The following is a 12674-nucleotide window of genomic DNA, read 5'->3' on the forward strand; positions in this document are numbered from 1 at the left end:
ATGCTATTACGAAGTTTGATATAGCGAATGTGCCAGTAGTCACTCTGACGCTTGGGCTGCCCACGGAGAGGCCGCCCCCGGGCGCCGGGAGGCCGCGGAGCTACGTCAGGAGGTAGCGAGGGGGGCGACTACTTGACCCGGCGCTTCTCGAGCTTGCGCGCCAGCGTGCGCCGGTGCAGACCCAAGCGGCGGGCGGCTTCGGAAATGTTGAAGTCGCTGGCGGCCAGCGCCTCGTGGATGTGCTCCCACTCCAGCGTCTTGATCGACGTGGTGCGCTCGGTCAGCTCGACGTCGGTGTCGCCGGTGGCGCGCTGGAAGGCGGCCTCGATGTCGTCGGTATTGGACGGCTTGGCCAGGTAGTGGCGGGCGCCGAGCTTGATGGCTTCCACAGCGGTCGCGATGCTCGCGTAGCCGGTCAGCACGATGATGACCATCTCCGGATCGAACGCGTGCAGGTGCTTCACGCTGGACAGGCCGGATGCACCGGCGGCGAGCTTGAGGTCGACGACAGCGTGGGTCGGGGCGAATTCCTCCAGCAACGCCGGCATGCCGTCTTCGCCCGCGAGATGACGCACCTGGTAACCGCGGCGTTCGAACGAGCGGACCAGCGTGCGCGCGAATGCCGCGTCGTCCTCGACGATCAGCAACCGGCGATCAGTCTTGCTCATCATCATCGTCGCCCTCCTCGATCGCGATGGCCGCCAGCGGCAGCGCCAGCGTGACGATGGCACCGCCCTGCGGCCGGTTCTTCGCCGTCAGGCTGCCACCCAGCGTACGCGCGACGTTCACCGAGAGGAACAGCCCCAGGCCACCGCCCGGCCGGCCCTTGCTGGTGTTGTAGGGCGTGCCCACCCGCTGCAGGACGTCCGCCACGAAGCCCGTGCCCGCGTCGCTGATCTCGATCACCAGCATGTCGCCGTCGCAGCGCGCGTCCATCGCCACCCAGTGCGGTGACGATTCCAGTGCATTGTCCAGCACGTTGAAGACCATCTGTCGCAGGCCGACGTCGGAGACGATGTCCGGATCCACGTCGCACCGGTTGCTGTAACGGAACGACGGCGGGTTGCGCGCGTCGCGCCATTCGTCCGCCAGGTCGTCGAGCATCGCGTGCAACGTGGTTTCGGTCGGCGCCTCGGCGCGTGGCCCACCGGCCGCGAGCAGGATGTTGGTGACGATCGATTTGCAGCGCGCCACCTGCGCCTGCATCTCCAGCACGTCGTTGTGCAGCTCGCCATCGGACGCCATCGTTGGCAGGTGCTGCCAGTCACCTAGGATCACCGAGAGCGTGGATAGCGGTGTGCCCAGTTCGTGCGCCGCACCCGAGGCCAGCAGGCCCATGCGGACGATGTGGTCTTCTTCCGCCGCACGCTGGCGCAGCTCCGCCAGGCGTGCATCGCGCTCGCGCAGGATGCGGCCGATGCGCGTGATGAAGACCACCAGCAGGCTCGCGATCAGCAGGAAGCAGATCAGCAGCCCCTGCACATAGTGGTCGGCCAGCCCGCGCGCGGGCGCCACCATAAGTTCGAGCGGCGTGCGCACCAGCGTCAGCCCGGTCACGCACACCGCCGCCGCCGCGGCGATCACCCAGCTCAGCGGTGCACGCAGCAGCACGGTGCCCAGCACGACCTGCAGCAGGTAGAGGAAGACGAATGGATTGGTGATGCCGCCGGACAGATAAAGCTGGATCGTCAGCGACGCCACGTCGACCAGCAGGCCCACCAGCAATGCGACGCTCGACACCTGCTCACTGCGTCGCCACCACAGGTGGCTGACCAGGTTGAAGACGGCGAGTGCGGCCAGCACGCCGCACATCAGGCCCAGCGGCAGGGCGATGTCCAGGCCGTACTGCACGACAAGGATGGTGGCCACCTGCCCCACCACGGCGATCCAGCGCAGCTGGATCAGCTGCTGCATGTTGCGAACGCCTGCGCGGTCGCGGGAATTGCTCACCGCAAAGATCCTGCGTGCGCTACCGGCAACCTCATCCTGGCTCGTGGGTGCGTGCATGATCGGGGTGCGTGCCTTTCCGGCGCCGATCATGGCGCAATCGGCGCTCCGACGCGACCACATAGCCGCCCGCCAGCAGCGTCAGCACGGCCATGCCGAACCAGGTCAGCGCATAGGACAGGTGCGAATCGCGGAATTTCACCACCGTCATGCCGCCACGCGGCCACTCCCGGGAGGCCTGGTCGCGGTCGGCATCGATGAAGAACGGCGCAACCTGCCCGGCAGGCAATTCCTGCTTCCGCGCGATGGCGGCGACGTCGCGGGAGTACCAGCGATCCTGGTCCGGCACGTTGTGGCGCAGGAAGCCGCCCTCCGGCTCGCTGATGCGCAGCAGGCCTTCCACCGCCACGCGGTCTGCCGGCGCTGGCGCGACGGTGCCACCAATCGGTACGAACCCCCGGTTCACCAGCACGTAGTCGCCTTCATCGGTCTGCAAGGGCTGCAGCACCCAGAAGCCGCCACCGAGCTCGGTGACCGCCTGCGTGCGCGCTTCACTGTCAGGCACGAAGCGCCCTGTCACCGCGACACGCCGATAGCTGTCGGCCGCCTCGGTGATCGCCGGCCACTGCGCGGGCGCGGGCACAGGCACGGCCTTCGCATGGATGCGGGCGTCGACGCGGGCGATCAGGTCGTGCTTCCACGCCATCCGCTGCAGTTGCCAGACGCCCAGCGCGACGAATCCGCAGAAGGCGACGGTCAGCAGCGCGCCGAACGCGACCCGCCACCGCCTGCGCGGCACATGGGGCGGGATCGCGGCGGCCGGATCGGTCACGGCAGGCTCTGCGCCGCTTCCTGCATCTGATGCATGTCGTGCGTGCCGGGCATCATGTTGGTGTTCATGTTGTGCATGACCCACAGGGTGCCGATCAGCACGATGACGAGCAGGACCGCGGTGAAGATCAGCGCGAACAGGTTCCAGCCGCCTTCCGACTTCGGATTCATGTGCAGGAAATAGACCATGTGCACCACCACCTGGACCATGGCGAAGGCCAGGATCACCAGCGTCGTGATGGCGGGCGTCGGCAGTACCTTGCCCATCACCAGCCAGAACGGGATCGCGGTCAGGATGACCGACAGCACAAAACCGGTCACGTACTCCTTCACGCTGACGTGCGGAATGCCGTCCTCGAGGAAGTCGTCGTGGTGCGAATCGGAGGAAGGATGGCTCATCACTGCACGCCCATCAGGTAGACGAAGGTGAAGACGCCGATCCAGACGACGTCGAGGAAGTGCCAGAACATCGAGAGGCAGGCGATGCGGCGCGTGGTGGTCCGGTTGAGGCCCCACTTGCGCACCTGGAAGCACAGTACGACCAGCCAGACGACGCCGAACAGCACGTGCAGGCCGTGCGTGCCGACCAGCGTGAAGAACGCCGACAGGAACGCGCTGCGCTGCGGGCCGGCCCCGATGTGGATCAGGTGGTGGAACTCGTAGATCTCGATCGCCAGGAAGCCCAGGCCCAGCAGCCCGGTGACCAGCAGCCAGCCGATCGTGGCGCGGCTGTTGCGCTTCATCATCGCCAGCATGGCGAAGCCGTAGGTGATCGACGACACCAGCAGGATCGCGGTGTTGATCGCGATCAGGTGCAGGTTCGGGAAGAACAGGTCACGGCCCGACGGACCGGCGGCGTAGCTGCCCGAGAACACGCCGAAGGTGGCGAACAGGCTGCCGAAGATCATCAGATCGCTGAGCAGGTAGATCCAGAACCCCAGCAGCGTGCCGTTCTCTGGATGATGCTTGCCCTCGATGTCGAGGAACACCGGCGAGCCGTCGGGCCGGTTCAGTGCGATGGCCTCAGACATGGACCTGCTCCAGCTGTGCGGTGCGCGCCTGCTCGGTCCTGGCGACCTCGTCGGCCGGGATGTAGTAATCGCGGTCACGGTCGAAGCTGTGCCAGATTGCGTAGACGATCGTCGCCAGCAGCGACACGCCCGCCAGCCACCAGACATGCCAGATCATCGCGAAACCGCACAGCGTGCTCAACACCGACAGGATCACGCCGGCACCGGTGTTGCGCGGCATGTGGATGGCCTTGAAGCCGCTGGTCGGACGCTCGAACCCGCGCTGCTTCATGTCCGTCCACGCATCGGTGTCGTGCACGACCGGAGTGAAGGCGAAGTTGTAGTCCGGCGGCGGCGAGGACGTCGACCACTCCAGCGTGCGGCCATGCCACGGGTCGCCGGTGTGGTCGCGCAGCTGTTCGCGGCGGCGGAAGCTGATGTAGATGCAGAACAGGAACGCGGCGATGCCGATCGCCACCAGCACTGCACCGAACGCGGCGATCTGGAACCAGATCTGCAGCGACGGATCGTCGAAGTGGCTCATGCGGCGGGTCACGCCCATCAGGCCCAGCACGTACAGCGGGGTGAACGCGAACCAGTAGCCGGCCAGCCAGAACCAGAACGAGACCTTGCCCCAGAAGTCGTCGAGCTTGAAGCCGAACGCCTTCGGGAACCAGTGCGTCATCGCGGCGAACAGGCCGAACACCACGCCACCGATGATGACGTTGTGGAAGTGGGCGACCAGGAACAGGCTGTTGTGCAGCACGAAGTCCGCCGGCGGCACCGCCAGCAGCACGCCGGTCATGCCGCCGACCACGAAGGTGACCATGAAGCCCATCGTCCACAGCATCGGCACTTCGAAGCGGATGCGGCCGCGGTACATGGTGAACAGCCAGTTGAAGATCTTCGCGCCCGTCGGGATCGAGATGATCATCGTGGTGATGCCGAAGAACGAGTTGACGCTGGCGCCCGAGCCCATGGTGAAGAAATGGTGCAGCCACACCAGGTACGACAGCACGGTGATGCAGACCGTGGCGTACACCATCGACGAGTAGCCGAACAGGCGCTTGCCGGAGTACGTGGATACGATCTCCGAGAACACGCCGAACAGCGGCAGGATCAGGATGTAGACCTCCGGGTGGCCCCAGATCCAGATCAGGTTGACGTACAGCATGGCGTTGCCGCCCAAGTCCGTCGTGAAGAAGTTCGTGCCGACGTAGCGGTCCAGCGTCATCAGCACCAGCACCGCGGTCAGCACCGGGAACGACACCACGATCAGCACGTTGGTGCATAGCGCCGTCCAGGTGAACACCGGCATCTTCATCATGCCCATGCCGGGCGCGCGCATCTTCAGGATGGTCACCAGCAGGTTGACGCCCGATAACAAGGTGCCGACGCCGGCTATCTGCAGCGCCCAGATGTAGTAGTCGAGTCCCACCCCGGGATCCTGGTTGCCCAGGTTGGACAGCGCCAGCCAACCGGACGTCGAGAACTCGCCCAGGAACAGCGACAGCATGACCAGCACCGCACCGGCAGTGGTCATCCAGAAGCTGAAGTTGTTGAGGAACGGGAACGCCACGTCGCGCGCGCCGATCTGCAGCGGCACCAGGTAGTTCATCAGGCCGGTGACCAGCGGCATGGCCACGAAGAAGATCATGATCACGCCGTGGGCGGTGAAGATCTGGTCGTAGTGGTGCGGCGGCAGGTAGCCCATGTTGTCGCCGAAGGCCATCGCCTGGTGCAGGCGCATCATGATGGCGTCGGCGAAGCCGCGCAGCAGCATCACCAGGCCCAGCACCATGTACATGATGCCGATCTTCTTGTGGTCGATGCTGGTGAACCACTCGCGCCACAGCCAGCCCCACAGCTTGTATCGGGTGATCACCGCAAGCAGCGCAAGGCCACCGAGGCAGGTGCCGATGAAGGTCGCGGCGATGATCGGGTCGTGCAGCATGGGAATCGCGTCCCAGGCCAGACGACCGGTGATCGGAGAGTGCGTGACGGTGCTGGTATCAAAAGCCATCGGGCGAATCCGGTGTATCCAGGGGTGTGGCGGCAGGGCGCGTCAGGGCGCTTTCAGGCCGCCAGCGGTCGGAACGGGTGAAACGCGGGCCGCCGCTTGCGCGGTCTCGACCGTGCAGAGGTCGGAACGCACGAAGGGACCGCTTGCGAGGTTGCCGCGGCGCGGACGCTGCAACGGGTCGGTGCTGTCCAGGCCACGTCCGCCCATCGCGTCATAGGCCATCATCTGGTCCATGCACAGGCGGTCGGTATCGACGCAGCGATTGACCACCGCATCGAACAGACCCGGATCGACCGACGCATACAGGCGCGCCGCCTCGCGGGAACTGGGCACTTCGAGCTGCAGGTACTCGGCGCGGGTCAGCGCCTTGCCGTCGGCGCGTGCCTCTTCGATCCAGCGGTCGAAGCCGGCATCGGACAGCGCATGGAAACGGAAGCGCATGTGCGAGAAGCCTTCGCCGCTGTAGTGCGACGAGAAGCCCTCGTAATCGCCTTCCTTGTTCATCACCGCGTGGAGCTTGGTCTCCATCGCCGGCATCGTGTAGATCATGCCCGCCAGCGCCGGCACGTAGAACGCGTTCATCGTCGACGACGAGGTCAGGCGGAAGGTAATCGGACGGTCGACCGGCGCCGCCATCTGGTTGACCGAAGCGACGCCGTACTCCGGATAGACGAACAGCCACTTCCAGTCGAGTGCGACCACCTGCACTTCCAGCGGCTTGACCTCTTCCGGCACCGGTCGCCCCTCGGCGATGCGGCCCAGCGGACGGTACGGATCCAGCAGGTGCGTACCGATCCAGGTCACCGCGCCCAGCGCGATGATGATCAGCAGCGGCACACCCCAGATGACCAGTTCCAGCTGCGTGGAATGGTCCCAGTCGGGCTTGTAGGTGGCCTGCGTGTTCGACGCGCGATAGCGCCAGGCGAACCAGAACGTCAGCGCGATCACCGGGATGATCACGATCAGCATCAGCGCCGTCGCCACCAGGATCAGATTGCCCTGGCGGGCGGCGATGTCGCCGGCGGGATTGAGGACCTGCAGGTTGCACCCCGACAGCACGGCGGCGGCGGAGATCGCCACGGCGGCCTGCAGGGCTCTGCGCATGAGGGACATGGGCGTGGGGCTTACAAATTGATCTGGATCAATGTAGTCGGCCGGCCCCGCGCGGAGTATTGGACGTTTTGTCCTATCGCGACGGCGGGTGCGGTCTGCGACCCTATGGGCGTACCTTTCCCCTGGTCCGACCCGGCAGCCCCGTTCCCATGGCGTCCATCAGCCCCACGACTTCCACCCACGACCATGGCACCAAGGCCCATGCCGATGTCGCCCCGGGCGAGATCGCCGTCGGCGTGGTGATCGGGCGCGCGTCCGAATACTTCGACTTCTTCGTCTTCGGCATCGCCTCGGCGCTGATCTTCCCGTCGGTGTTCTTCCCGTTCGTGGATCGCCTGGAAGGCACGCTGTGGTCGTTCGCGCTGTTCGCGCTGGCGTTCGTCGCGCGTCCGTTCGGCACCATGCTGTTCATGAAGATCCAGTCGCGCTGGGGCCGCGGGCTCAAGCTGACCGTGTCGCTGTTCCTGCTGGGCACCGCCACGGCGGGCATCGCGTTCCTGCCGGGCTACGGCTCGCTGGGCGTGGTCTCGATCGTGCTGCTGGCCATCCTGCGCGTGCTGCAGGGCCTGGCGCTGGGCGGTTCGTGGGACGGCCTGCCGTCGCTGCTCGCCTTGAATGCACCGAAAGAACGCCGCGGCTGGTACGCCATGCTCGGCCAGCTGGGCGCACCGGTCGGCTTCATCGTCGCCGCCGGCGTGTTCGCCTTCCTCTACGCCAGCCTGGAAGAAGCCGACCTGCTGACCTGGGGCTGGCGCTATCCGTTCTTCGTCGCCTTCGCGATCAACGTGGTGGCGCTGTTCGCGCGACTGCGCATCGTGGTCGCGGACGAGTATCAGGACAAGATGGGCGAGCTGGAACTGGAACCCACGCCGATCCGCGAGCTGTTCCAGGCCAAGGGCCGCCATGTGGTGATCGGCGCGTTCGCCGCGCTCGCCAGCTATGCGCTGTTCCACATCGTCACCATCTTCCCGCTGTCGTGGATCCTGCTGTATTCGCAGCAGTCGGTCGTCAGCTTCCTGCTGGTGCAGATCCTTGGCGCGTTCATCGCCGCCGGTGCCATCGTGGTGTCGGGGCTGATCGCCGACCGCGTCGGCCGTGCGCGCACGCTCGGCGGCCTGGCCGTCGGCATCGCGATGTTCAGCGGCTTCGCGCCCACGCTGATGGAAGGCGGTCCGGTCGGCCAAGGCGCCTTCATCCTGATCGGCTTCGCCCTGCTCGGCCTGTCGTACGGCCAGGCCGCGGGCGCGGTCACCGCCAACTTCGGCCGCCGCTACCGCTACACCGGCGCAGCGCTGACCTCCGACCTGGCGTGGCTGATCGGCGCCGGCTTCGCCCCGCTGGTCGCGTTGGGCCTGTGCGCCAACTTCGGCCTGTCGTGGCTGGGCGCCTACCTGCTGTCCGGCGCGCTGGGCACGCTGATCGCGCTGGGCATCAACCGCGCGAAGAACTACAAGACCTGATCGGCCACGGCTCCGTAGCCCGGGGCCGGCTACCCGCACGCCAGGCGCACTACAATCGGGGCATCCCGTGCCCCGGAGTGTCCATGCGCCGTCTGCCGCTGCTGCTCGCCTGCCTGCTCGCCCTCCCCGTCGCCCATGCGGCCGAACCGCCGAAGCCGCTGACGGCCAAGGACATCCTCGACGCTTCGCCGGACGCCGACTGGCGCACGCTGGATCCCGCGAACACGCTGTACATGGACGTGCCCGGCGGCCGCGTGGTGATCGAGCTGGCACCGGCGTTCGCGCCCGAGCACGTCGCCAACATCCGCACGCTCGCGCACGAAGGTTTCTGGAACGGCCTGGGCATCTACCGCTCGCACGACAACTTCGTCGTGCAGTTCGGCGATGCCGATGCGGAAGACGCCGCCAAGGCCAAGTCGCTCGGCACGGCGAAGACGAAGTTGCCGGCCGAGTTCGCGCGCAAGGCAGCTGGACTGAACTTCACCCGCCTGCCAGACGTGGACGGCTGGGCGCGGCAGGTGGGTTTCGTCGATGGCTTTCCCGCGGCCCGCGACCGGAAGGCCGGCGAAGCCTGGCTTGCGCACTGTTACGGCGCGCTGGGCGCCGGCCGCGGCGGCCCACCGGACAGCAGCAACGGCAGCGAGCTGTACGTGGTCACCGGACAGTCGCCGCGCCAGCTCGACCGCAACATCACCCTTGTCGGCCGCGTGGTGAAGGGCATGGAACTGCTCAGCGCGATCCCGCGCGGCCCGGAACCGATGGGTTTCTACGAGAACGCCGAGCAGCGCACGCCGATCACCGCCATCCGCCTGGCCCGCGACGTCCCGGAAAGCGAACGCGTGCCGCTGCAGGTACTGCGTACGGATTCCAAGACCTTTGCCGCCGCCACCGAAGCGCGTCGCAATCGTCGCGACGACTGGTACGTGCGGACGGCCGGCCACATCGACCTGTGCAACGTGCCCCTGCCGGTGCGTGAAGCGAAGCGCTGAGTCGTTGATCTTCCTGTGGGAGCGACGTCAGTCGCGATGACGCTGCCATGACGCCGTGATCGCGACTGACGTCGCTCCCACAACAATCGTCACGCCGCCCGCTGGCTCACCGCCACGCTGCCCAGGATCAGCGCACCCGCCGCCAGCATCGCCGGCGTCACCGGCTCATTGAGGAACAGCCAGGCGAAGCCGGCGCCGAACAGCGGCACCAGATAGGTCACCGTCGCCGCACGCGCGGGGCCGATACGGTGGATCAGGCGGTAGTACAGCAGGAAGGCGTAACCGGTGCAGACCACGCCGATGGCGATGGCGGCGCCCCACGCGCCCGCACTGATCGCATGCGTGGGCCAGTGCGTCGCCGCGAACGGCAGCACCAGCAGGGCCGCGCAGCTGAGCGTGGCGGCGGCCGCTGCCGCGGGTGGGATGCCGGCCAAGTGTTTGCGCACCAGGTTCACGCCGACGCCGTACAGCAGCGCGGCGGTCGAACCCGCGATGACCGCGCCACCGACACTCAATCCGCCGGCCTTGCTGGTCGCCAGCACGACGACGCCGATGAAGCCGACCAGCAGCGCCAGCGCGCGGCGCGTACCGATCTTCTGGCCGAAGAACAGGAAGCCGACCATTGCGGCGAACAGCACCGTCATCGCGTTGCAGATCGCGCCGATCGCGGCCGGCGAACGTTGCGCGGCCCACGCGAACAGCAGGAACGGGATCGCCGAGTTGATCGCGCCGATGATCGCCAGCTTCGGCCACATACCGGCACGGAAATGCGCGCGCTCGCGCCACAGGAACGGTAGCAGGACCAGGGCGCCCAGCGCGAGCCGCACCTCGACCAGCGCGAACGGGCCGAACGGATTGGCGGCGATGCGCATGAAGAGGAACGAACTGCCCCAGATCGCACCGAGCACCAGCAACTCCAGCGGGGTGCGCCAGTCGCGCTCCAGCGCTTGCGGAGGTGTCATAGCCATGCTGTCTCCCTGCGCCATCGCGGCAGCCCTCGTTCGTGCCTGCGGCCATTCTGGACCACCCGGGGGCGCCCACAAGCGCGTAGCATGCGGGCAAGCCACAAATCTCGCTTGTGTCTGGAACGACCATGAGCCTGCGCCCCGCCCTGCTGCCCGCCCTGGGTGTTTTCGCCGCCGCCGCACGCCACCAGAACTTCGCCCACGCGGCCGACGAACTGCACCTCACCGCCAGCGCGGTCAGCCACCACGTGCGCAAGCTGGAGGGACTGCTCGGGGTGGTGCTGTTCCAGCGCCATGCGCGCGGGGTGAAGCTCACCGCCGAAGGGCGGCAGCTGGCCGACGCCGCCAATGCGGCACTCGGCGACATCGATGCCGTCGCCTCGCACCTGCGGCTGGCCGGCAGGATCGCGACCCTGCGCATCACCACGCTGCACTCGCTGGCGTACTGCTGGCTGCTGCCGCGGCTACCCCGTTTCTGCGCGCGCCATCCGCATGTGCGCCTGCACGTGGACACCGGCATCGCGCTGACCCGTTTCGACGACGACGGCCCCGAACTCGGCATCCGCCATGGTCCCGGCCAATGGACCGGACTGACGTCGCATCACCTGATGGACGACGAACTGTTCCCGGTCGCCTCGCCCGCGCTGCCCGGACTCGATGCGGTGCAGGCGCCGCGCCAGATCGCGCAGTTGCCGCTGGTCACCGACCTGGCCCTGCAGGGCTGGCGCGACTGGTTCCGCGCCGCCGGCGTGCGTGGCCTGCGCCTGCCGCCGATGCACAGCTTCAACGACAGCACCGATGCGATGCGCGCCGCCGTCTACGGCGTGGGCGCGGCACTGGCGCGTCGCCACGTGGCGCAACCGTACCTGCAGCGCTACGAACTGGTGCGGCTACCCGGCCCCGCGCTGAAAGCCCGCTTCGCCTACTACGCCGTGCATCCGGCGCACCGGCCGCCCAGCGCCGCCGCACAGGCCTTCATCGACTGGCTGAAGGAAGAGGCACGCGACGAACGTACGCCGCTGCCGCCAATGCCGGACGATTTCCTCGGCCGCGCCGCGCCTGCCGTGCCGTAACACGGCAAGCGCAGCGGAGCGATCACGTGCGGCGTCGGCGCAACCGGCGCCATCCCGCGACCAGGATCGCAAGCACGATCAGCACGGGGATCAGGAATGCGACGGCGCGGATCGTCCACGCGGTGCCGCTGGCCAGCGTCGAGAAGAAATCACGGACGGCTTGCCGGATTTCGCCGCGACCGCTCTCTCCGCCCGGCGTTTCGAAACGCAACGACAGCTTCTGCGTCTGGATCCTGCGCTGCTGTTGCGCGGCTTCCTGGTCGGCTGCCTCCACCTGCGCCTCCAGCTTCGAGACCTGCTGCGACAGCGCGATCATGTCCGCCACCGAGAGGTCGCGGCGCTGCTGGAACGCCTGCAGACCGGACAACTCCTTCTGCAACCGGGAGCGCGTCAACGCGTTGTCGCGCACCGCTTCCGCCAGATCTTCCGCGCGCGTACTGCGGTCACCCAGGTCGGCGCCCTCGCTGGCGGCCGCGATCAGCGGTTCGACCCCCGACGGCACGATCCGGACCATGAGCATGCCGCGAGGCTCGTCGCCTCCGCGCTGGCTTACCTCCAGTACCGTGCAGTCGCCGTGCTGCTTGCGCAGACAAGCCTCCTGCAGCGCCTGTACGCGCGCGGGGATCCGCTCCGCCTCCAGTCGCAGCGTGACGTCGTGTTCGTAGGCCAGGAACTCGCCTGCGGAGGATTTCATGACCAGCGCGGCACGCGGCCGGCTGCCACTCTCCTGCTTGGCGCATCCCGCCAGCGCACCGCCCGCGGCCAGCACCACCACGGCCATCCGCAGCATGCCCGGCAAGCTCACAGCGCAGCTCCGTCGTACGCCACGACCGTCAGCGAAGCCAGGTCCACCTCCGGCAGGCAACGCACGTTCACCGCCGCCATCTGCGTGCCGGTCTTCGGATGGGCGGCTTCCCCGAACGGTGCGATGCCGCACACGGCACAGAAGTGGTGACGGATGTGGTGCTTGTTGAACGTGTAGGTGGACAGGTCGCCCTCCGGCGTCTTCAGCACCAGCGCCTCGCGCGGCACGAACCACAGCAGGCCGCCACGGCGACGGCACAGCGAGCAATTGCAATCGATCACGTCGCCGATGTCGCCCTCGACATCGAAGGCGACGCGACCGCAATGACAGCTTCCTTCATGCTTCATGACAGCGGTTCCTGGCCCCGGGGGCGCCAGCGTATATCGAATGGCACGGGTCCGGGCATGACCTTCGGCCTATGCTGTCGTTCCCGACCACCTTGCACCGCAACAGGATTC

13 protein-coding genes are annotated in these 12674 nt (G+C 67.3%); 3 read left to right on the top strand and 10 right to left on the bottom strand.

Annotated elements, in window-relative coordinates:
• Positions 1 to 128: 128 nt before the first annotated feature.
• The 7 genes from IB230_RS10885 to cyoA all read right to left on the bottom strand — a co-directional run bounded on the left by IB230_RS10885 (position 129) and on the right by cyoA (position 6915).
• A complete protein-coding gene (locus tag IB230_RS10885) occupies positions 129 to 668 on the bottom strand; it encodes a response regulator transcription factor (protein WP_192272112.1) in 540 nt (179 codons plus the stop codon).
• On the bottom strand, positions 655 to 1950 hold the full coding sequence (locus IB230_RS19930) for an ATP-binding protein (RefSeq protein ID WP_343227304.1): 1296 nt from the start codon (positions 1948 to 1950) through the stop codon (positions 655 to 657). Before IB230_RS19930 ends, IB230_RS10885 begins: the two co-directional genes overlap by 14 nt.
• A gap of 31 nt (positions 1951 to 1981) precedes the next feature.
• Positions 1982 to 2779: an SURF1 family protein gene (locus IB230_RS10895; RefSeq protein WP_343227305.1), complete on the bottom strand. Its 798-nt coding sequence runs from the start codon at positions 2777 to 2779 to the stop codon at positions 1982 to 1984.
• Positions 2776 to 3177: a cytochrome o ubiquinol oxidase subunit IV gene (gene cyoD / locus IB230_RS10900; RefSeq protein WP_192272116.1), complete on the bottom strand. Its 402-nt coding sequence runs from the start codon at positions 3175 to 3177 to the stop codon at positions 2776 to 2778. The genes IB230_RS10895 and cyoD overlap by 4 nt, the downstream gene beginning before the upstream one ends.
• Positions 3177 to 3809 (bottom strand): cytochrome o ubiquinol oxidase subunit III, encoded by a 633-nt coding sequence (gene cyoC / locus IB230_RS10905; RefSeq protein WP_192272118.1) that lies wholly within the window; start codon positions 3807 to 3809, stop codon positions 3177 to 3179. Before cyoC ends, cyoD begins: the two co-directional genes overlap by 1 nt.
• Positions 3802 to 5775: a cytochrome o ubiquinol oxidase subunit I gene (gene cyoB / locus IB230_RS10910; protein WP_343227341.1), complete on the bottom strand. Its 1974-nt coding sequence runs from the start codon at positions 5773 to 5775 to the stop codon at positions 3802 to 3804. The genes cyoC and cyoB overlap by 8 nt, the downstream gene beginning before the upstream one ends.
• Positions 5776 to 5853: 78 nt before the next feature.
• On the bottom strand, positions 5854 to 6915 hold the full coding sequence (cyoA, locus tag IB230_RS10915; RefSeq protein WP_225589493.1) for a ubiquinol oxidase subunit II: 1062 nt from the start codon (positions 6913 to 6915) through the stop codon (positions 5854 to 5856).
• Positions 6916 to 7073: 158 nt separating this feature from the next.
• Here cyoA and IB230_RS10920 point away from each other — a divergent pair, with 158 nt between their 5' ends.
• Positions 7074 to 8384: an MFS transporter gene (locus tag IB230_RS10920; RefSeq protein WP_192272124.1), complete on the top strand. Its 1311-nt coding sequence runs from the start codon at positions 7074 to 7076 to the stop codon at positions 8382 to 8384.
• Positions 8385 to 8467: 83 nt separating this feature from the next.
• Positions 8468 to 9373 (top strand): peptidylprolyl isomerase, encoded by a 906-nt coding sequence (locus IB230_RS10925; RefSeq protein WP_192272126.1) that lies wholly within the window; start codon positions 8468 to 8470, stop codon positions 9371 to 9373.
• An 89-nt stretch (positions 9374 to 9462) separates the two neighbouring features.
• On the opposite strand, the gene IB230_RS10930 is transcribed toward IB230_RS10925, so the two are convergent.
• Entirely contained in the window at positions 9463 to 10341 is an 879-nt protein-coding gene (locus IB230_RS10930) for a DMT family transporter (protein ID WP_192272128.1), read from the bottom strand.
• Positions 10342 to 10466: 125 nt separating this feature from the next.
• Here IB230_RS10930 and IB230_RS10935 point away from each other — a divergent pair, with 125 nt between their 5' ends.
• A complete protein-coding gene (locus tag IB230_RS10935; RefSeq protein WP_192272129.1) occupies positions 10467 to 11411 on the top strand; it encodes a LysR substrate-binding domain-containing protein in 945 nt (314 codons plus the stop codon).
• A 22-nt stretch (positions 11412 to 11433) separates the two neighbouring features.
• Here IB230_RS10935 and IB230_RS10940 read toward each other — a convergent pair whose 3' ends face one another.
• Positions 11434 to 12216 (bottom strand): DUF4349 domain-containing protein, encoded by a 783-nt coding sequence (locus tag IB230_RS10940; RefSeq protein ID WP_343227306.1) that lies wholly within the window; start codon positions 12214 to 12216, stop codon positions 11434 to 11436.
• On the bottom strand, positions 12213 to 12563 hold the full coding sequence (locus IB230_RS10945; protein WP_192272131.1) for a GFA family protein: 351 nt from the start codon (positions 12561 to 12563) through the stop codon (positions 12213 to 12215). Before IB230_RS10945 ends, IB230_RS10940 begins: the two co-directional genes overlap by 4 nt.
• Positions 12564 to 12674 lie beyond the last annotated feature (111 nt).

Source organism: Pseudoxanthomonas sp. PXM01 (assembly GCF_014851815.1).
Classification (GTDB): Bacteria; Pseudomonadota; Gammaproteobacteria; order Xanthomonadales; family Xanthomonadaceae; genus Pseudoxanthomonas_A.